17 protein-coding genes are annotated in these 17,956 nt (G+C 62.7%); 12 read left to right on the top strand and 5 right to left on the bottom strand.

Annotated elements, in window-relative coordinates; all coding sequences use genetic code 11:
* Positions 1–4 precede the first annotated feature (4 nt).
* Positions 5–568, bottom strand: a complete 564-nt coding sequence (locus PCS43_RS15465) for a hypothetical protein (protein ID WP_054781865.1) — start codon at positions 566–568, stop codon at positions 5–7.
* Positions 561–1,217 carry a hypothetical protein gene (locus PCS43_RS15460; protein ID WP_003939689.1) on the bottom strand — a complete coding sequence of 219 codons (657 nt, stop codon included), beginning with the start codon at positions 1,215–1,217 and terminating at the stop codon, positions 561–563. Before PCS43_RS15460 ends, PCS43_RS15465 begins: the two co-directional genes overlap by 8 nt.
* A 253-nt stretch (positions 1,218–1,470) precedes the next feature.
* Here PCS43_RS15460 and PCS43_RS15455 point away from each other — a divergent pair, with 253 nt between their 5' ends.
* The 7 genes from PCS43_RS15455 to PCS43_RS15425 all read left to right on the top strand — a co-directional run bounded on the left by PCS43_RS15455 (position 1,471) and on the right by PCS43_RS15425 (position 9,051).
* Complete coding sequence (locus PCS43_RS15455) at positions 1,471–2,037, top strand: hypothetical protein (RefSeq protein ID WP_058226116.1); 567 nt, start codon at positions 1,471–1,473, stop codon at positions 2,035–2,037.
* A gap of 63 nt (positions 2,038–2,100) precedes the next feature.
* Positions 2,101–2,562 (top strand): RNA polymerase subunit sigma, encoded by a 462-nt coding sequence (locus tag PCS43_RS15450; RefSeq protein ID WP_118603371.1) that lies wholly within the window; start codon positions 2,101–2,103, stop codon positions 2,560–2,562.
* 236 nt (positions 2,563–2,798) lie between these two features.
* The gene (locus PCS43_RS15445; protein ID WP_051649553.1) at positions 2,799–3,722 is read left to right on the top strand and encodes a thiamine pyrophosphate-dependent dehydrogenase E1 component subunit alpha; all 924 of its coding nucleotides are present in this window, start codon (positions 2,799–2,801) and stop codon (positions 3,720–3,722) included.
* Between the two features lie 10 nt (positions 3,723–3,732).
* Positions 3,733–4,782 (top strand): alpha-ketoacid dehydrogenase subunit beta, encoded by a 1,050-nt coding sequence (locus PCS43_RS15440; protein ID WP_070385568.1) that lies wholly within the window; start codon positions 3,733–3,735, stop codon positions 4,780–4,782.
* A gap of 2 nt (positions 4,783–4,784) precedes the next feature.
* On the top strand, positions 4,785–6,302 hold the full coding sequence (locus PCS43_RS15435) for a 2-oxo acid dehydrogenase subunit E2 (protein ID WP_209909648.1): 1,518 nt from the start codon (positions 4,785–4,787) through the stop codon (positions 6,300–6,302).
* Between the two features lie 6 nt (positions 6,303–6,308).
* Complete coding sequence (gene lpdA, locus PCS43_RS15430; protein ID WP_151098121.1) at positions 6,309–7,706, top strand: dihydrolipoyl dehydrogenase; 1,398 nt, start codon at positions 6,309–6,311, stop codon at positions 7,704–7,706.
* 106 nt (positions 7,707–7,812) lie between these two features.
* Complete coding sequence (locus PCS43_RS15425) at positions 7,813–9,051, top strand: helix-turn-helix domain-containing protein (protein WP_054188867.1); 1,239 nt, start codon at positions 7,813–7,815, stop codon at positions 9,049–9,051.
* A 10-nt stretch (positions 9,052–9,061) separates the two neighbouring features.
* On the opposite strand, the gene PCS43_RS15420 is transcribed toward PCS43_RS15425, so the two are convergent.
* On the bottom strand, positions 9,062–10,273 hold the full coding sequence (locus PCS43_RS15420; RefSeq protein WP_054188866.1) for a low temperature requirement protein A: 1,212 nt from the start codon (positions 10,271–10,273) through the stop codon (positions 9,062–9,064).
* Positions 10,274–10,358: 85 nt separating this feature from the next.
* On the opposite strand from PCS43_RS15420, the gene PCS43_RS15415 reads away from it, so the two are divergent.
* The 4 genes from PCS43_RS15415 to PCS43_RS15400 all read left to right on the top strand — a co-directional run bounded on the left by PCS43_RS15415 (position 10,359) and on the right by PCS43_RS15400 (position 13,230).
* Positions 10,359–11,168 carry a helix-turn-helix transcriptional regulator gene (locus tag PCS43_RS15415; protein WP_007733461.1) on the top strand — a complete coding sequence of 270 codons (810 nt, stop codon included), beginning with the start codon at positions 10,359–10,361 and terminating at the stop codon, positions 11,166–11,168.
* Between the two features lie 94 nt (positions 11,169–11,262).
* A complete protein-coding gene (locus tag PCS43_RS15410) occupies positions 11,263–12,429 on the top strand; it encodes an LLM class flavin-dependent oxidoreductase (RefSeq protein ID WP_064114472.1) in 1,167 nt (388 codons plus the stop codon).
* A gap of 49 nt (positions 12,430–12,478) precedes the next feature.
* Positions 12,479–12,928: a flavin reductase family protein gene (locus tag PCS43_RS15405; RefSeq protein WP_007733458.1), complete on the top strand. Its 450-nt coding sequence runs from the start codon at positions 12,479–12,481 to the stop codon at positions 12,926–12,928.
* Positions 12,929–12,939: 11 nt separating this feature from the next.
* Positions 12,940–13,230, top strand: a complete 291-nt coding sequence (locus PCS43_RS15400) for a hypothetical protein (RefSeq protein ID WP_050654702.1) — start codon at positions 12,940–12,942, stop codon at positions 13,228–13,230.
* A 9-nt stretch (positions 13,231–13,239) separates the two neighbouring features.
* Here PCS43_RS15400 and PCS43_RS15395 read toward each other — a convergent pair whose 3' ends face one another.
* Positions 13,240–15,657 (bottom strand): lysylphosphatidylglycerol synthase transmembrane domain-containing protein, encoded by a 2,418-nt coding sequence (locus PCS43_RS15395; protein ID WP_209909645.1) that lies wholly within the window; start codon positions 15,655–15,657, stop codon positions 13,240–13,242.
* A gap of 210 nt (positions 15,658–15,867) precedes the next feature.
* Here PCS43_RS15395 and ppk2 point away from each other — a divergent pair, with 210 nt between their 5' ends.
* On the top strand, positions 15,868–16,833 hold the full coding sequence (gene ppk2 / locus PCS43_RS15390; RefSeq protein WP_209909642.1) for a polyphosphate kinase 2: 966 nt from the start codon (positions 15,868–15,870) through the stop codon (positions 16,831–16,833).
* A gap of 13 nt (positions 16,834–16,846) precedes the next feature.
* Here ppk2 and mgrA read toward each other — a convergent pair whose 3' ends face one another.
* Positions 16,847–17,878 (bottom strand): L-glyceraldehyde 3-phosphate reductase, encoded by a 1,032-nt coding sequence (mgrA, locus tag PCS43_RS15385; protein ID WP_007733451.1) that lies wholly within the window; start codon positions 17,876–17,878, stop codon positions 16,847–16,849.
* Between the last annotated feature and the right edge of the window lie 78 nt (positions 17,879–17,956).

Genomic DNA, 17,956 nt, shown 5'->3' with positions numbered 1-17,956 from the left:
GCTTTCATGGGAACGGAACACTCTCAAACCCTTCACCGGTCCACTTGTATGCAGTCGACGATTGACAGAACTCCGGAATGCCGGGGTCTTTGCACAGGTCGACCATGACCGACAATCCTCCGGTTGAGCCGACGACGTAGCGTCCTGGGTCTTGCACTCCGAAGACTTTGTGAGCGCCCGATTCGTCGATCTGGTAGACGAATCCGGCGACCATGAAGCTGACCGGTGGGGCCGGTCGTCCCCAGATGCCGACAGACTCGCAGGTGAAGACATTGACGACGGCATCTTGCCAAACGGCGCCTGTCACGGGGGAGTACCGGATTTCGTAGGGGAAGTTCGCATCACCGCACAGTCGGAGACTGTCCTTGACCGCATCGGACACTTCCGGGTCTGCTCTGAGGAGGGCAACAGGATCGATGCTCAAGCCCTGTGAGAGATCCGAGGGGTCGAGTGATGCTGCGATATTCGGAGTGGGTTCTGATTCAGGCTCGGTGGAACAGGAGGCGAGAGCAAACGCGACCGGCAGGCAAACACCGGCGAGCATCGCGCGGCGACGGCGATCAATCACGGATGAACTCCATTCCATCCCAGTGGAACTCGGTCCGAAGCGGTGGACGGGGGCAACATTCGAACTCCGGTGGCCGCGGATCCGTTTCCAGGACAGACAAACTCGCGGCGCGTTGACCGCTGACGATGAACTTTCCGCGCTCTTCGACGGAGAACAGGCGCTCACCCAGTTCGGGATCGTCTTCACTCGAACCGGCCTTGCCGCTGCGGTAGACGTAGCCGGCAAGGTTGACCGAAATCGACACTCCGGTCCCGGGTTGGTGGGCCGGTTGGCACGGATACACATTCATGACGACGAGTTCGGTCTCCGGCACGATACGCGGTGCGCCTGGATCGAGAAGGATGGACCCGACCGAGATCGGATACCAGTCAGGGCACGACCGAAGTTCTGTCTTCACTCCCTCGGACACCCCAGGATCGTCGAGGAGCGCCCGGCCCAACCTCGAGTTTTCGGCAACCCGTCTGGCCAGGTCTGCAGGTTGTGTGACGGGCAACCCGGTGGAAGCGACATCGCCTTCGATCACAACGCCCTGGGTGGACGCGCAGCCGGTGATCACGGACGCTCCGAGGGTTGCTGCCGCGAGCGCTGTACCGAACAGGCTGCGAGTACGGTCTGATCGACCGCCGCAGATGTCACTCCGATACAACACGTTCCCCTCCCCGGCCGCTGCGAACCCTCTCATCGGCATGTGCGTTTTCATACGATCACAGGTGATCTCGATATCGGAGTTTTGCCACCCACCGTTACGTAATCGTATGAATGTCAGGACCGTCGAGAGTTGGTACGCGACCGACGGAATTCTGTTACGAAACCGATGGAATCAGGCTCCTAGAGTGAGTCACGTCGGTGTTCACCGCTTGGGCGGAACGAGCTGATCCGCGTATCGAGGAGTGTGAGAGCAAATGCGTGAAGTATTGCTGACCAATAAGACTCGGCGTCCGCGAGTGCTGCTCGCCGTACTGACGATCGGGGTGGTGTGCGCGATGACAGGGTGTTCGAGTGATGACAACAGCGCTCCAGGAGACGAACCGACGACTACATCGGTGGTTGCGGCGTCTACGACCCCACCGCCGCTGACCGCAGCGACCACTTCGGAGACAGTCGAAGGCTCGAACTCGGTGGGCGGCGGTACGGACGCATCCACCCCCGGAGTCCCGGCGGGCGGAGCTGCGCCGGCCTGGACCCCGGTCTCGACCAGCGCGGCTGCCCCTGCGGCCCCTGGTCCGGCTACCGAGTCGACCAAGTGCACCGATCAGATCAATTATGTGGGTGACCCTCGTTCGAATGCGGAGATCAACAGCATCGGAGAGCAGATGGGTTCATGCCCGGCGCCGCTCCCGCCCGATGCCGTCGAGCCCTCCGAGAAGTGCACCGACCAGATCAACTACGGCGCTGACCCTCGTTCCAACGCCGAGATCAACATCATCGGGGAACAAACCGGGATCTGCCCCGAGCCGATACGCCCCTAGCGAGTTCAAAACCTGAGCAGCAGTCGGGAATTCGACCAAGAGCCGAAGCAGGGGGAGATCGGAATGACAAGCAGGGCAGGTGGACGTTCGATCGACAGTGTTGCCGACGATGCGTCCCGAGGGGATCGGGACGCGATTGCAGAACTCCTTCAACGCATCGTGCCTCTGGTGACGCGGCGCTGTCGTGCCGAACTGCGACCGCTCGACGCTGATCGTATTGCCGTCGGTATCTGCCGATCCGTCCTGTCCGACATTCGGCGACGTAGACGTACCGGAGAAGCGTTCCTCGCGCATCTGTACGACGCGATCAGTCGCGAAATCGATTCGCTACCCGCCTCCAGTCGACTCACTCTGCCCTTCGGTGATCTGTCGGCCGCAGAACGCAACGTCTTGGTAGCTCGCATCGTTGTCGGCTTCGACGTGCGCGAGACGGCGCTGTCACTGAGAACGACAACGAGCGCCGTCGAACTCGCCCAACACCGCGCGCTGGCCAAGATCAGACGCGGCAGCCTGAGCGGCGCCTGAATCAACGCTCGAAAGTCAACAGCTGCAACCCTTCGCAACTCCCGGCAACCTCACGCAACTCTTTCCCTTCGCCCGTGACCTACACGACACTGCATGGCGACGAGTGATCGAGAACGAGGAGTGTGACTGTGGTTCAACGGACGGCGCAGAAGCCGACAACCCCAGGATCGAAAAGGACCGGCGCCAAGCCTCATTCAGGGCTGGACCGGGATGCATTGCTGAAGGCGTACGAGAAGATGTCGCGCATCCGTGCGTTCGAGGATCGACTGCACGAAGAGAATGCAACCGGTGACATCCCCGGCTTCATTCACCTCTACTCGGGCCAGGAAGCCATCGCGGTGGGAGTGTGCGAGAACCTGAGCGACGCCGACTACATCGGATCCACTCACCGCGGTCACGGGCACTGCATCGCCAAGGGCTGCGATCTGAACGGCATGATGGCCGAGATCTTCGGCAAGGACGACGGCCTGTGTCGCGGTAAGGGCGGCTCGATGCACATCGCCGACCTGTCCGTGGGAATGCTCGGCGCCAACGCGATTGTCGGCGGAGCCCCGTCGTTGGCGATCGGCGCTGCACTGAGTGGCAAGACGCTTCGAAACGGTGTCATCGCTGCGTCGTTCACGGGAGACGGTGGATCCAACCAGGGAACCGTCTTCGAGGCGATGAACATGGCTGTGGTGCTGGATCTTCCGATCGTCTTCGTGATCGAGAACAACGGATTCGGTGAAGCAACAGGAACCGACTACGCGGTGGGCGCACCCGACATCGCCGCCCGCGCTGCATCCTTCGGAATGCCTGCCGTCAAGGTGGACGGCACCGACTTCTTCGCGGTCTACGACGCGATGGCGGAAGCATCGGAGCGCGCCAGGACCGGCGGTGGCCCCACCACGATCGAGGCGGCGGCATTCCGTTGGCACGGCCACTTCGAGGGTGACGCGCAGCTGTACCGCACGGCGGAACAGGTTGCGCAACTGCGGGAAACCAAGGATCCGCTCAAGAATTTCCGTAGCAGCGTGGATGTGAAGAAGGTCAGCACCGCTGATCTGGACGCGGTGGACGAGCAGTCGCGAGTGCTGGTGGACGAGGCGGTAGCGAAGGCGCGTGCCGCGGCGTATCCACCCGTCGAGAATCTGCTGACCGATGTCTACGTGTCGTACTGAGGAGCCCGAGATGACAAGCGTGGAAGCCGAGAACGTGTCGAAGAAGACCTACCGCGAGGCCGTCAAAGAGGCCATCGCCCAAGAAATGCAACGCGACCCGAGCGTCGTTCTCATCGGTGAGGACGTACGGGGTGGGCATGCCGGTACCAACCCCGATCTGGAGACGAAGAAGATCGAGGCATTTGGCGGTGTCCTGGGTGTCACCAAGGGATTGTGGACGGAGTTCGGATCGGAGCGTGTAATCGATACCCCGATCACCGAATCCGCGATCATCGGAATGGCTGCCGGAGCCGCACTGACCGGACTGAGGCCGGTCGCCGAACTGATGTTCATGGACTTCTTCGGAGTCTCCTACGACGCGCTCTACAACCAGGCTGCCAAGTTCCGCTACATGTTCGGTGGCAAGGCCAGAACTCCGCTGGTGGTGCGAGGCATGATCGGCGCCGGTTTCTCTGCCGCTGCGCAGCACTCTCAGTCTCCGTACAACGTGTTTGCCGCGGTGCCTGGCCTGAAAGTGGTCGCGCCGTCCAACGCCTACGACGCCAAAGGCCTTCTCATCCAGGCTATCCGGGACGACGATCCTGTTGTGTTCTGTGAGCACAAGGTGCTCTACGACCTCAAGGGCGAGGTGCCGGACGAGCCGTACGCGATTCCGTTCGGCGTCGCCAACTACACCAGGCAGGGCGACGACGTCACGATCATCGCTTTGTCCGCAATGGTGAACCGCGCCAATGACGTAGCGGACAAGCTGGCCGCCGAGGGTATTTCGGTCGAGGTCGTCGATCCTCGTACCGTCTCACCATTGGACGAGGACGGCATCCTCGAATCCGTCGCATCGACCGGAAGGGTCGTGATCGTCGACGAATCCGCCGCCCGCTGCGGTTTCGGGCACGACGTAGCCGCGCTGATCGCCACCAAGGGATTCAACTACCTGAAAGCGCCGATCGAACTGATCACGCCGCCGCACACGCCGGTTCCGTTCTCCCCGACCCTCGAAACTGCCTGGCTGCCTGACGCGGCGCGCATCGAAGAGTCGGTTCGCAAGCTGGTGAGAGCCTGATCATGGCTGACATCAAAGCTATCGACATCCCCAAATGGGGGCTCTCCATGGAGGAGGGGTTGGTCAACGCGTGGCTCATCGAGGAAGGTGACTCGTTCACCAAGGGCCAGTTGATCTGTGAGATCGAGACCAGCAAGATCACCAACGAGCTGGAGGCGCCGTTCGACGGTGTTCTCCGCAAGATCGTCGGCACACCGGGGCAGACTCTGCCCGTCGGCGCCGTGATCGGTGTGTCCGCCGATGCGTCCGCGACGGATGCGGAGATCGAGCAGTTCCTCGCCGCCCGCGGCGCAACCGCGCCGGCGGAAGAGCCGGCACCGTCACCAGCTGCTGCGCCGACGGCTCCCGTGACACCTGCGGCTACACCGGCTGCGAAGGTGGTTGTTGCAGCGAAACCTGCACCAACCGGTTCCACCGTCGTACCGAGTGTTCTGCAGGGCACGACGCAGAGCGACGTGTTTGCGAGTCCTCGCGCACTCCGACGTGCCGAATCGCTCGGAATCGATCTCGCCGCCGTAGTGGGTACCGGTCCCCTCGGGCGGATCAGTGTCCGCGACATCGACGACGCGATTCGTGACGCCGGTGGCACTGTTGCGCCGGTAGTGCCGGCCGCGAGATCCGGCCTCCCGCTGCGATCGACCGCCGACGACAGTGCCGTGCCTGCCACCCCGGTCGCACGCAGAACTGCCCGAGCACTGGGCGTCAACCTGCATGACTGTCGTCCGACGGGTTCGCGGGGGCGCGTCTGCGTCGCCGACGTGCACGACGCCGCTCGTTCCGCGCAGCTCCTGCCCGAGGCGGCGGCTGAGACCGAATCTGTTGCGGCCGAACCCGAGTACGACACAATTCCTTTCACCCCCATACGATCGGCAATCGCCGGTAGGTTGCAGGCGTCCAAGCAGCAGGCACCCCATTTCCGGCTCACCGCAGACCTCGAGCTCGATGCGCTCCTCGCTCTGCGCAAGGAGATCAATTCGACCGTCCCGGCGGTCAAGCTGTCGGTCAACGACTTCATCGTGAAGGCTTGCGCCGCTGCACTGATGAAGGTGCCGGACGTGAACGTCCAGTTCGATGCCGCGAACGAATCGGTTCTTCGATTCGCGTCGGCGGATGTCTCGGTGGCAGTTGCACTTCCGACCGGGCTGATCACGCCCATCGTGCGTAGCGCGAATACCAAGTCGTTGGCGGACATCTCGGGTGAGGTGCTCTCGTTGGCCACCAAGGCGAAGACCGGCAAACTTCGTCCCGAAGAATTCCAGGGCGGAACCTTCACGGTGTCCAACCTCGGCATGTTCGGGATCAAGGCATTCGACGCGATCATCAATCCGCCCCAGGGAGCGATCCTTGCCGTAGGTGCGGGGGAGAAGCGCGCGGTGGTGGTCGGTGACAGTGTTTCTGCCCGGACCGTGATGACCGTGACCCTCTCGTGCGATCACCGGGTTATCGACGGAGCCCTGGGTGCGACCTTCCTTCGGGAGCTCCAGCGCTTTGTCGCTTCTCCCGCGCTGATGTTGGTGTAAGGGGCTGTGGTGGAAAACAATACGTCGCATAAGTACGACGTTCTTGTCATCGGTGGCGGCCCCGGTGGTTACGTGGCGGCGATCCGGGCTGCCCAGTTGGGGTTGAGCGTCGCGCTGGTAGAACGTGATCGCCTCGGAGGTATCTGCCTCAACTGGGGTTGTATCCCCACCAAGGCGATGCTGCACGGCGCGGACGTCGCGCATACCTTGAGTGAACTCGACACATACGGATTCAGTTCGGCGTCTGTCCAGTTCGACATCTCGAAGTTGGTGTCGTTCAGCCGAGGGGTTTCGGAGAGGTTGTCCGGCGGTGTTGCCTATCTGATGAAGAAGAACGGCGTCGACGCCATCTCAGGCGCCGCGAAGTTGGTGGACAAAGGCGTCGTATCCGTGGGAGGACAGACGTATCGAGCCGACCACGTGATCATTGCAACCGGTGCCCGGCCGCGTTCGATTCCCGGCGTTGCCCCCGACGGTGATCGGGTATGGACCTACTTCGACGCGCTCGTCCCGAAGGAACTGCCGAAGTCGCTGCTCGTGATCGGGTCCGGCGCGATCGGAGTCGAATTCGCCAGCCTGTACCGCGATCTCGGAACCGAGGTGACCATCGTCGAGATGGCACCACACATCATGCCGGTCGAGGACGAAGAGATCTCGGCCTTCGTTCGCAAGCAGTTCGAGAAGCGTGGCATCACGATTCACACCGGAGCCTCGGTGTCGGCGGTGACCGTCGGCGACGACGCCGTCCAGGTGAATGTGCAGACGAGCGACGGTGTCGAGTCGTTGACCGTGGACCGGGTGTTGGTGGCGGCCGGAATCACCGGCAACGTCGAGGATCTGGGGTTGGAGGCTCTGGGCGTCGAGATCGAGCGCGGTGCGATCGTCACCGACCAGTGGTGCCGTACCAGCGCTTTCGGGATCTATGCGATCGGTGACGTCGCGGGCGCTCCATGTCTGGCGCACAAGGCAAGCCACGAAGCTGTCCTGTGCGTCGAAAAGTTGGCAGGCGTGCCCGACGTTCATCCGCTCGATCGCGACTACGTTCCGGGGTGCACGTATGCCCGCCCACAGGTGGCGAGCCTGGGTCTGACGGAGAAGCAGTGCGCCGGTACTGGTCGCGCGCTGCGGGTCGGACACTTCGACCTGCAGGCGAACGGCAAGGCACTGGCGATCGGCGAGGCCGAAGGCTTCGTCAAGACGATCTTCGACGCCGATACCGGGGAACTTCTCGGCGCGCACATGGTCGGTCCGGATGTGACCGAGCAGATTCAGGGTTTCGGTATCGCTCGATCCCTCGAAGCCACCGGCGAGGATCTCGCCGAGGTCGTGTTTGCTCATCCGACGCTCTCGGAGGCAATGCACGAGTCTGTGCTCTCGGCGCTGGGGAGACCCCTCAACGCGTGAGCACCGTTCGCGTGCGTGAACGCCGTCCTTTCGTTCACGCACGCGAACAACTCTGCAACCGGGTGCAACGCTCGCTTTCGATGACCCCGTCACATAGGACTGGAGTGTGATCGGCGAAACGAATCGACTCGAACCGGCCCTGGCCAGTGGTGAAGACCCGGCGCAGTACGCACGTGTTCTCGAATCCGTCTACGAAGCAACGATGTCGGGACGCAAGCCGCCTGCGCGTCCGCGCTCCGTCATCGCGAATTCGTGGTCGCGTTTGCGTGCGCTCGGACTCGATCCGGACCGGTGCTCGATCACCGAGACGGGCCGCGAATCCGAGATCGAAGAAGGCAGACGCGCAGCCGGCATGGCGGAGATCTTCGACGAGGCGGTGCACGGTCTGGCACCACTCGTCGGCCCGGACGACGCGAATCTGATCGTGGTGGCGGACCGCTACGGACGTATCCTCTGGCGACACGGGTCCAGTCGAATGCTGGATCGGGCCGAACGGCTCGGGATGATCGAGGGTGCGTCGTGGACGGAGGAAGCTGTCGGTACCAACGGGATCGGCACTTCCTTGGCATCAGGTTCGGCAGTGCAGGTGTTCTCGGCCGAGCACTACTCGCGCTCGCAGCATCCGTGGACCTGCTCCGGGGCGACGGTTCGAGATCCGCGTAGTCGCCGGGCCATCGCCGTCGTGAACGTCGCCGGCGCAGCAGACACGGTCCACCCGTCGACTCTCGCTCTGGTGGACAGTGTGGCCAGGCTGGCGGAATCCGCACTGCGGGAGAAGCATCGAATCGGATTGGATCAGCTCCGGATGATCTCGGTATCGACGCTGGCTCGCGCGAGTCAGCCGACTGTGGTCGTGGACCGCAGTGGCTGGGTCGCGGCGGTGGACTCGATGGCGCCGATCTACAGAATCGCACTGCCGAAAGTGATGAGCAGCGGCGAGCATTGGCTCCCGTCGCTCGGACTATGTATGTGCGAGCCGCTTCCGGGTGGTTGGCTCGTCCGCCCTCAGATGGATCCGGCGTCCGGAACGGTTTGTGCCGAAGTCGAATTGGATGTGCAAGATCCGAATGCGATGGAATTGCGGTACTCCTCGGCAATGGGGAGCTGGAGCATCGACCTCAGCCCGCGCCATTCGCAGATCCTCGTGGCTCTGACACATGCGCCCGAGGGCCTCACGGCCTCGCAGCTCGCCTCACAGTTGTTCGGCGATCCACGCAAGACGGTGACCGTCCGGGCCGAGATGTCGAGGTTGCGTAAGCGATTGGCCGGAATCCTGTTGGCTCAGCCCTATCGCTTCGACCCGGCGGTGAGGGTAAAAACCGCCCCTGCTGTGCGCCTTTATTAACCGCGGGGGGTTAATAAAGGCGCACAGCAGAGCGGCGCGAACGCCGCACCTGCGCGTACTCGTAGCCGTTCTGCCAGGACACGGTGGCCACCAGCACCCAGATGATCCACGTGGCGCTCATGTGCGTGCCGACGATGCCCATGACGATGGGGATGGCGGTGCACGGGAGCGCCCAGCCGAGCAGCCACCGTCGGTCCGATCGCGCGAACAGCCCTGCCACCAGGCTGATTCCGAAATAGACTGCGATGCTTCCGCACAACAACCACCGCAGGTTCGCGGGCGTGTGCTCCGCGCCGTGTTCGGTTGCCGCTCCGAGCCCTGCGACCAGAACCGCGATAGCGCCGGTGGTGAAACAGTGCAGCGCCATGTCGATGCGAGCGGGAAACTTCTCGGCCTGCAGGTGCGGAACACCGGCGTGGCCGTAGAGAAGCGAGAGAGCCCACATGCCCGAGAGCAGGACAAACGATCCGACTGCGAGGCTGACCACCGTCGAGTCCCAGGTGAGCTTCGAGGCCGCAGAAATCACGAGGATCACACCCTCGCCCAGCACGATGATGACGTACAGGCCCAAGCGCTCGGCAAGGTGAGCCCGATCGGAGTGCAGGGCTTCGAGTTCGGGCATCCGGTCGTCCTTGAACCCCCGAACCTTGATGATGCGGTCGAGCTTTTCCTGCGCGTCTTCCATGATCGCGCTGCCGGAGACGACGAACATGATCAGCAGGTCGATGGTCACACCGGCGGTCCAGAGCCAGAACCGAGTTTCGCCCTCGAACCAGAACGAGACGATCCACGGGATCACACCGAGAGACATCTGGGCGATCGGCCAGTCCACGACTATCTGGCCGTTGTGCCACACCCGACTCGCCAGCAGACGTACGGCCACGTAGGCGACAGCGAAGGCCAGCGCATGGTTGTCGTGGATGCCGGCCACGGCTGCCATCATGACGGCCAGTCCGAACATGGCGATCAGCATGCTCGGGATCCGGACACGGTCACCGGCAACGTTGCCGTACATCGTGAACGTCGCCCACGCGGTCCAGAACGCGAGATAGAGCAACGCGTAGAGCGCGACATCCGACCACGACGGCGAACCGTGGAGCAGGTGAGCCAGCTGACCGATACCGGCAACCACGACGAGGTCGAAGAACAATTCGATCCATGACGCGTGTCGCTCGAGCACCGCCTTCTGCTTCGAGTCTGGTTCATTTCCGAGTTCCGACATACAGCTCAGTATCGGCTATCGGCATCAACAGTGCTGGTAGGCGGCGAAGTTGTCCGTTCTCTCGAAGTAATGCATATGCTGTCCGATGAGTGATCTGGATCATAGTTCGGGTGAGGTGGTCGACGTGCACGGTAGCGGTGACGTCGCTCTGTCCGCTGCGGACTACGACCGTGTCTTCGCTGTCTTCGACTACTGCTCGGCCGCGAGAACGCTCGATCAGCTCAAGGATCTCCTCATGGTCGCGCTCCATGATCACTACCGCTGTCCCAACACCACCTTCCTTGCCGGCCCGACCTTCACGACGGCTTTCGCCGACCCGGATCCGGTGACGACCGGGCGGATCACGCCGATCCTCGACGAGTACCAAGCGCACTGGTACCTCGACGACGTTTTTGCGACGGCGCAATCGCGGGCAACGCTGTTGGCATCTCCCGCCATCACGCACACTCAGTTGGCCGACGTCCCTTCACAGTCGGCGACGTACCTGCGAGATTTCCTCTATCGCAAACGCCTTCACAGCGCGTCGGTGATGCATCTCCAGTTGGCCCACGGCGGTCACGGTCTGGTGGGGATTTTCGATTCAGAAGGCAAGGATCTGTCGGGGCGCGACATCGTGGGCTTGGGCATTCTGGGCAAGCAATTGTCGCTGTTGTGTCAGACGCTGCCCGGGCAACGCGAGCCGGGATGGCGAGAGAAGCTGACGCCCCGGCAGATCGATCTCGCGGAGTTGTTGGCGGACGGCCATACCAACGACGAGATCGCGGTGATCCTGTCGCTGAGTCCGGACACGGTGAAGAAGTATGTAAGCCGCATCCTTGCTCTTCTGCGCGTTCGCAACCGTGCCGAGTTCGTGAAGTTGGTCTACGCGCAGAAACTTGCCGATCAACGCGCTTGAGATTGTCCACTTTCGTGCACTGTGACCGCGGTCACGGCACGGATAGCGTTTTCGGTGCACGGCCAGGAGTTGGCCCACAGCACTAGGAGAACTCATGAGTAGGCTTCGTTTCGGGTATTTCATGGCACCGTTTCACGTCCCCGGACGCAATCCCACCGCCGCACTGCAGCGTGATCTCGAACTGGTCGAGTACCTCGACCGGTTGGGCTACGACGAGGCGTGGTTCGGTGAGCATCACTCTGCCGGAAGCGAGATCATCGCGTCGCCGGAAATCATGATCGCTGCAGCCTCGCAGCGCGCACCTCGGATTCGTTTCGGCACGGGTGTCACGTCGTTGTCGTATCACAACCCGCTGTGGGCAGCGGATCGAATCATGCAGTTGGATCACCTGACTCAGGGGCGCACCATCTTCGGAGTCGGGCCCGGTTCGTTGCCCACCGACTCGGCGATGATCGGTCTGAACCCGACGGACACCCGAGAGTTGTTGCAGGAGAACCTCGACATCGTCGTGCGCCTTCTTCGTGGCGAGACGGTTTCCGCGAAGACACGAACCCACGAGCTGTACGACGCCAAGCTGCAGCTCGCTCCGTACTCGGAGAACGGCATCGAAATCACCGTGGCCGCAGTGGCCTCCCCGACAGGACCTCGCCTGGCCGGTACGCACGGTCTCGGTCTGCTCTCCATCGGAGCAACCTTGTCCGCCGACGGTTTCGACGCCTTGGCGCACCACTGGAATGTGATGGAGGAACGCGCTGAGGTCAACGGGACGACGGTGGATCGTCGGCAGTGGTCTCTTGCCGGACCTTTCCACATCGCCGAAACCGAGGCGGAAGCACGCAAGCAGGTCGAGTACGGCATCGAGGAGTGGTTCGACTATTTCCAGCACGTCGCGGCCTTCCCTCAGATGGCGGTCTCCGGTGCGCGTCTGAGCGAGATGATCGACTTCATCAACGAGGCCGGGATCGGTGTCATCGGCACACCGGAGCAGGCCAGACGTCAGGTACAACGGCTGTGGGACCAGTCCGGTGGTTTCGGCTGCATGCTGCAGATGGGTCACGATTGGGCGAACCCGCAGGACACCCGACGTTCGGCAGAGTTGTTCGCGCAGGAGGTCTTTCCGCACTTCCAAGGGCAGGCGCAGGCGACGCTCGACGCGGCAGCTCACGCGCGCGCTGTCAGGGGAGGGCATGCAAAGGCGCAACTCGACGCCGTCGACCACATGACGAAGAAGTACGCACAAGAGTTGGCAGACAAGGGCTGACATCGTGAATGTCCCACAGGGCAACCGGGCGTTGCGTTTTCGAGAAGCCATGGCGCACGTGTGCTCACCGGTCGCCGTCGTCACGGCAATGGACGGCGACCGGCCGCACGGCACGACGGTCAGCGCATTCATGTCGTTGTCGATGGACCCGCCGATGACCGCGGTGGCTCTGGATCGACAGTCGGAAGTTCTCGGCCTCATCGAAGGAACGCGGAGGTTCGCGATCAATGTCCTCGGGACCGCGCAAAGCTCACTGGCGGTTGCCTTTGCGAGGAAGGGCCGTGCGAAGTTCGACGGTGTCGAGTGGGCGGAGCATCTCGGTGTTCCGAGACTGCCGGACGTATCCATCTGGATCGCGTGCACCGTTGATGCCGTCGTGGACGGTGGTGATCACAAGATCGTGACAGGATCGGTGGACGAGGTCGAGCACCGCGAGTCGAATCCACTGACCTACCACCGGCGTGTATTCGGTACGCACGCACCGACGTCAGTGCTCTAGGAAGGAGAGCCATGTATGTACTGGTGGACGACGGCCGCGTCAGCATCCACGATGTGGACAACCTGAAGGCCTTTCACGTCGAGGTGAGTGCCGACATCTCCGAAACCGAACTGGACGAACTCTTGCGCCTTCAGGATTACGGATACGTCAGCGGTGGTAGTGCATTCATCTCGGTAGCCCGCGTTCGCGAGAGCACCACGGACGTCGAAGGTGTTGCCGCGATGGTCGACTACGCCCAGAGCAAAGGCTGGGTGGACGAGGACGGCGAAGCACTGCAGGCTCACGTCGTTCGCCAAAAGTAGCGGAACGGCTCAGACCATGTCGTTCTTCTGCAGCCACCGCAGTGTCGGCCAACCGCAGAACACCGGGAGCCAGCAGGTCAGCACTCGGTAGAGCAGGACCGACGGGACCGCGATGCTTGCCGGCAGTCCGAATGCGGACAGACCACCGATGAGGGCGGCCTCGACGGCTCCGACGCCACCCGGTGTCGGAGCCGCCGAGGCGAGCGTCCCACCGATCATCGTCACGATGGTGACGGTGATGAACGTCGTTCCGCCGCCGAATGCTTCGACGCTCGCCCACAGAGCCAGGGCGGCACCGAGAGTTGTTGCGGCGCTGCCGCCCACGATGATGAGGAAGCGCGTGGGATTTCGCGCGAGTTGGCTCAGTTCACCCAACACCTCGGTGATCTGAGGACGCAGATCGTCGCGCAGCCACCCACGGAGTTTCGGGATGAACATGAATGCACCGAGAACTCCGAGCGCGACGCCGCCCGCCAGGTACAGAACAGTGGATCCCGGGATGAAGTGCGAGAGGTTCGTATCACGTCCGGCGACGATCGAGAAGAAGATCAGCAAGCCGACGTGGGTGACCACCTGAACCGTCTGTTGCAGCGCGACTGCGGCCGTTGCACGGACGGTACCGAGCCCGCCCTTCTGCAGGAACCGCACGCTCAGCGCGAGCCCGCCGACTCCGGCCGGAGTTGTCGTCGCCGCAAAGGTGTTGGCCACCTGCATGATCAAGAGGTTGCGGTAACTGACCATCGACGACGCACAGGCCCACAGGGCCGCTGCCGCGCCGACGTACGTCAGTGCGGAGACGCCGAGGCCGAGCAGTGCCCACCACCAGTTGGCCGTCGTCAGTTCGGTGATGAACGCGGGGACCTGGCTGATGAAGGGGTAGGCGACGTAGACCAGACCGATGAGCAGAACGAGCTGGATCAGCTGGTTGCGACTGAATCGGGTGACCTGTGCGGGAGCGACCTTTTCGATCCCGTTCTTGGCACCGACCTCGTCTCGGATCTCGGTCATCAGTTTCGCGGAATCCGTGACCGTTCGCCGAATTCGGTTGGGCAATGCAGCGGTGGTCAATCGGCCGGAGGCGGCGAGAATCGTGTCTGCGCCTTGCGCTCGAATCGCGGCGTCCACCGCTGCATCGACCCCGAACAATGATGCGGTGGCGAAGAGAAGTTGTGCGTTGTCGGACTGCATCTGAACTTCGGTGGCGCCGAATTCGGAGTACGCGTACCCGCCGAAGAGGATGGTTCCGCCTTCGACACGAATCTCGGAAGCGCGCAGGTCGCCGTGCGCCATCTGGTGCACGTGAGCGGTATGCAGTGTTTGCCACAGCGCGTCGATCAGTTTGGTGGATTCTTCCTCGCCCGCCTGGTTCTCGACGGCGACGGCAAGGGGGATGCCACGAGGACTCGGGCGCGCGTACATCTCCCACCCGCGATCGAGTACCGAGATTGCGACGGCCTTGGAACTGGCCAGACCGATGTCGGCGAACGCGATACCCATGAGCGCTCGGTGTTCGACGGCGCGACGAAGTGATCCGTAGGGCGGCGGAGTTTCACGGTTCCGGAACGAGATCCAACGGAACGTCTGTCGAATTGCTCCGCTGCTTCGCTGGTTCTGTCCGTACAACTCGACGACGAGTTCGTCGAAAGGTTCGTCGTCCGGTGCTTGGTCGATGGCTGCGGACATGACAAGTGGCCCGATTCCCGAGGGACTCACGACGCGGAACGCGGTGACGCGGTAACCGCGCCGCGCGAGTACGCGTACCGCCGAGTCCAACGGCACTTCGAGGGCAGGGGTGCCGACGGCGAGAACGATCACCGCGCCGATCAGGTAACCGACGGCGAGACCCAGCATCGATCGTGCGGGAACGATCGAGCTGACGATCAGATGGATGGGAGCGAAGAGCAGAAGCAGCGTCCACCAGGCTCGTCGCCACTTCTTCGGAAGCCACGGGCCCGAGACGGTGAGCACCGCCGCGAGCATCGCGATCCATCGCGGATCGTCGAGGAATTGAGACAGGAAGGTGGCGTCGAGTCGGTCCGGCACGTCGAGGTGCCATTTCGGTGCCGCCAGGCCTGTTCCGGTGAAGGACAGCGCGACACCGGCGCACAGGCCGGCGGCGGCGTATCCGGCCAGCAACTTCCACCGGCGCCCGACGATCAGGCCGATCAGGATGGCGAACGGTAGCGCCAGAATTGCGATGCCGTAGAGCAGGTACACAGTGTCGGACAGGCTCGGCGAGAGAACACCGACGATGTTGGACACCGACGTTTCGAGGGCGTCCCACTGACTTCGAGTGATCAGAGATCCCGCGATCACGCCGCCGAGCAGCACAGCAGCGATCGCAACCCGCATGATGTCGCTCGTACGGCGGTGCAGTGGTGGCAGGAGGCTTCCCGTTACCGGGATCTCCCGTCCGTCTACTCGCATCTCGCCAGAACTCTCTTCTCTCGGGGTTACCGACCGTCTCAGTTACCTCGATCAAGGTACCGCGTGAGGGTTCGGCGACTGGGAAGCCGGACCTGTCGTTACCTCCTCGATGCCAAGCAACATTCTCTTCGGACCCGCGGGAGCGGGCTTCGGCGCGTAAAATTCACTTTCCGGACGTTCGTTCATTTCGACGACAGGGAGTGCGTATTCATGAGCCCCGACCCCAGCGGTGTGGACGGTCGGGTTCCTGACCTGCCGACCCCGTCGACCAGAATTTCCGTCACCGAGGATTACGCGGCCGAGATCGACGAGCTGTCGAGTCTCAAGCACAAGCTCGGCGTGCTGGAGCCTTCGGAGTTCGCGGATGCCTGGAAGCAGGGCTATCCGTACGAGAAGAAGATGTCGCGCCGCGAGTACGAGCGGAAGAAGCGGCGTCTGCAGATCGAGTTGCTCAAGCTGCAGCTGTGGGTCAAGGAAACCGGTCAGAAGGTGCTCATCATCTTCGAAGGTCGCGATGCTGCCGGTAAGGGCGGGTCGATCAAGAGATTCACCGAGCATCTCAATCCCCGTGGAGCCCGCGTGGTCGCGCTCGAGAAGCCCACCGACATCGAGCGGACGCAGTGGTATTTCCAACGCTATGTCGCACACCTACCCAGCGGCGGCGAGATAGTGATGATGGACCGGTCCTGGTACAACCGCGCCGGCGTCGAACGAGTGATGGGTTACTGCACGCCGACGCAGTATCTCGAGTTCATGAGAGAGACCCCGGACTTCGAGCGGATGCTCGTCAACTCCGGGATTCATCTGCACAAGCTGTGGTTCTCGGTCAGCCGCGAAGAGCAGTTGGCGCGGTTCGCGGCCCGCCGAACGGACCCGGTGCGTCAGTGGAAGCTCTCACCGACCGATCTGGCTTCGCTCGACAAGTGGGACGACTATACCCAGGCCAAGGAAGCCATGTTCTTCTACACCGATACCGGGGATGCGCCCTGGACGGTGATCAAGAGCAACGACAAGAAGCGCGCTCGCCTCGAGGCGATGCGTCACGTGCTCGCCAGCTTCGACTATCCCAACAAGGATCACCGGGCTGTCGGTACTCCGGATCCCTTGATCGTCGGGCCGGCGTCGGCCGTATTCGAAGAGGGCGAGCACGTGAACGTGGAGTTGCCTCAGCTCTAGCGCAGGTGATCGCTCAGATCGAACTGGCCTCTGCCCACAGATTGATGCCGCTGTCCTTGGCGTGCTGATCTATGGAGGCCAGTTCGGCTGCGCTGAATTCGAGATTGTCGAGCGCGCCGACGTTGGCTTCGAGTTGGGCGACACTGGACGCACCGATCAGTACCGAGGTGACCCGCGAATCGCGGAGTGCCCAGCTCAGTGCCAGCTGAGCCAGCGACTGGCCGCGGTCTGCCGCGATGTCGTTGAGCGCGCGGATGTGGGTGAGAGCGTCGTCGGTCAACCACGACGGATCCAGTGACTTACCTTGAGCTGCACGGGAATCCTCGGGGACGCCGTTCAGATAGCGATCGGTGAGCATGCCTTGAGCGAGTGGTGAGAACGCGATGACGCCGACGCCGAGATCGTCGACAGCCGACAGCAGGTCCTGCTCTATCCAGCGGTTCAGCATCGAATAGCTCGGCTGGTGGATCAAGAGCGGAACCCCCGCAGCGGCGAGCAGTGCGGCGATTTCACGGGTGCGCTCCGGCGAGTACGAACTGATACCCGCGTACAGGGCCTTGCCCTGCTGGACAGCGCTGATCAGGGCGCCTGCGGTCTCGTCGATCGGAGTTTCGGCGTCAGGGCGATGGCTGTAGAAGATGTCGACATAGTCGACGCCGAGTCGTCCGAGCGACTGATCGAGGGACGACAGCAAATACTTGCGGGACCCACCGAATCCGTAGGGGCCGGGCCACATGTCCCAGCCGGCTTTGGACGAGATGACCAATTCCTCGCGGTACGAAGAGAAATCCTCACGCAGGATCCTGCCGAAGTTCGTCTCGGCGCTTCCGTACGGGGGTCCGTAGTTGTTCGCAAGATCGAAGTGGGTGATTCCGAGATCGAATGCCCGCCGCAGAACTGCGCGCTGGTTCTCGATCGGTACGTCGTCGCCGAAGTTGTGCCAGAGGCCCAGCGAGATGGCCGGGAGTTTGAGACCGCTCCGACCGGTTCGGCGGTACGGCATGGCTTCGTAGCGGTCCTGCGCGGCGACGTACTGATCGGACATGGTGCCTGCCTTCACATCGTTGTGTTTGCGGTTGAGCGTTCACTCCCGACCATTATCGCCGACGGCGCTCAGGTGTGC

This window comes from Rhodococcus sp. C-2 (assembly GCF_027854095.1).
In the GTDB taxonomy this organism is placed as follows: Bacteria; Actinomycetota; Actinomycetes; order Mycobacteriales; family Mycobacteriaceae; genus Rhodococcus_F; species Rhodococcus_F qingshengii.
This window is presented reverse-complemented; position numbering and strand designations above follow the sequence as displayed.

What these genes read in the sequence shown, in the direction of transcription:
- PCS43_RS15415 (WP_007733461.1), top strand. Translation starts at nt 10,359, where the DNA reads ATGAGTGATCTGGATCATAGTTCGGGTGAGGTGGTCGACGTGCACGGT.
- mgrA (WP_007733451.1), bottom strand. Translation starts at nt 17,878, where the DNA reads ATGTCCGATCAGTACGTCGCCGCGCAGGACCGCTACGAAGCCATGCCG.
- PCS43_RS15440 (WP_070385568.1), top strand. Translation starts at nt 3,733, where the DNA reads ATGACAAGCGTGGAAGCCGAGAACGTGTCGAAGAAGACCTACCGCGAG.
- PCS43_RS15395 (WP_209909645.1), bottom strand. Translation starts at nt 15,657, where the DNA reads ATGCGAGTAGACGGACGGGAGATCCCGGTAACGGGAAGCCTCCTGCCA.
- PCS43_RS15420 (WP_054188866.1), bottom strand. Translation starts at nt 10,273, where the DNA reads ATGTCGGAACTCGGAAATGAACCAGACTCGAAGCAGAAGGCGGTGCTC.
- PCS43_RS15455 (WP_058226116.1), top strand. Translation starts at nt 1,471, where the DNA reads ATGCGTGAAGTATTGCTGACCAATAAGACTCGGCGTCCGCGAGTGCTG.
- PCS43_RS15400 (WP_050654702.1), top strand. Translation starts at nt 12,940, where the DNA reads ATGTATGTACTGGTGGACGACGGCCGCGTCAGCATCCACGATGTGGAC.
- PCS43_RS15410 (WP_064114472.1), top strand. Translation starts at nt 11,263, where the DNA reads ATGAGTAGGCTTCGTTTCGGGTATTTCATGGCACCGTTTCACGTCCCC.
- PCS43_RS15405 (WP_007733458.1), top strand. Translation starts at nt 12,479, where the DNA reads ATGGCGCACGTGTGCTCACCGGTCGCCGTCGTCACGGCAATGGACGGC.
- ppk2 (WP_209909642.1), top strand. Translation starts at nt 15,868, where the DNA reads ATGAGCCCCGACCCCAGCGGTGTGGACGGTCGGGTTCCTGACCTGCCG.
- PCS43_RS15450 (WP_118603371.1), top strand. Translation starts at nt 2,101, where the DNA reads ATGACAAGCAGGGCAGGTGGACGTTCGATCGACAGTGTTGCCGACGAT.
- PCS43_RS15445 (WP_051649553.1), top strand. Translation starts at nt 2,799, where the DNA reads ATGTCGCGCATCCGTGCGTTCGAGGATCGACTGCACGAAGAGAATGCA.
- PCS43_RS15435 (WP_209909648.1), top strand. Translation starts at nt 4,785, where the DNA reads ATGGCTGACATCAAAGCTATCGACATCCCCAAATGGGGGCTCTCCATG.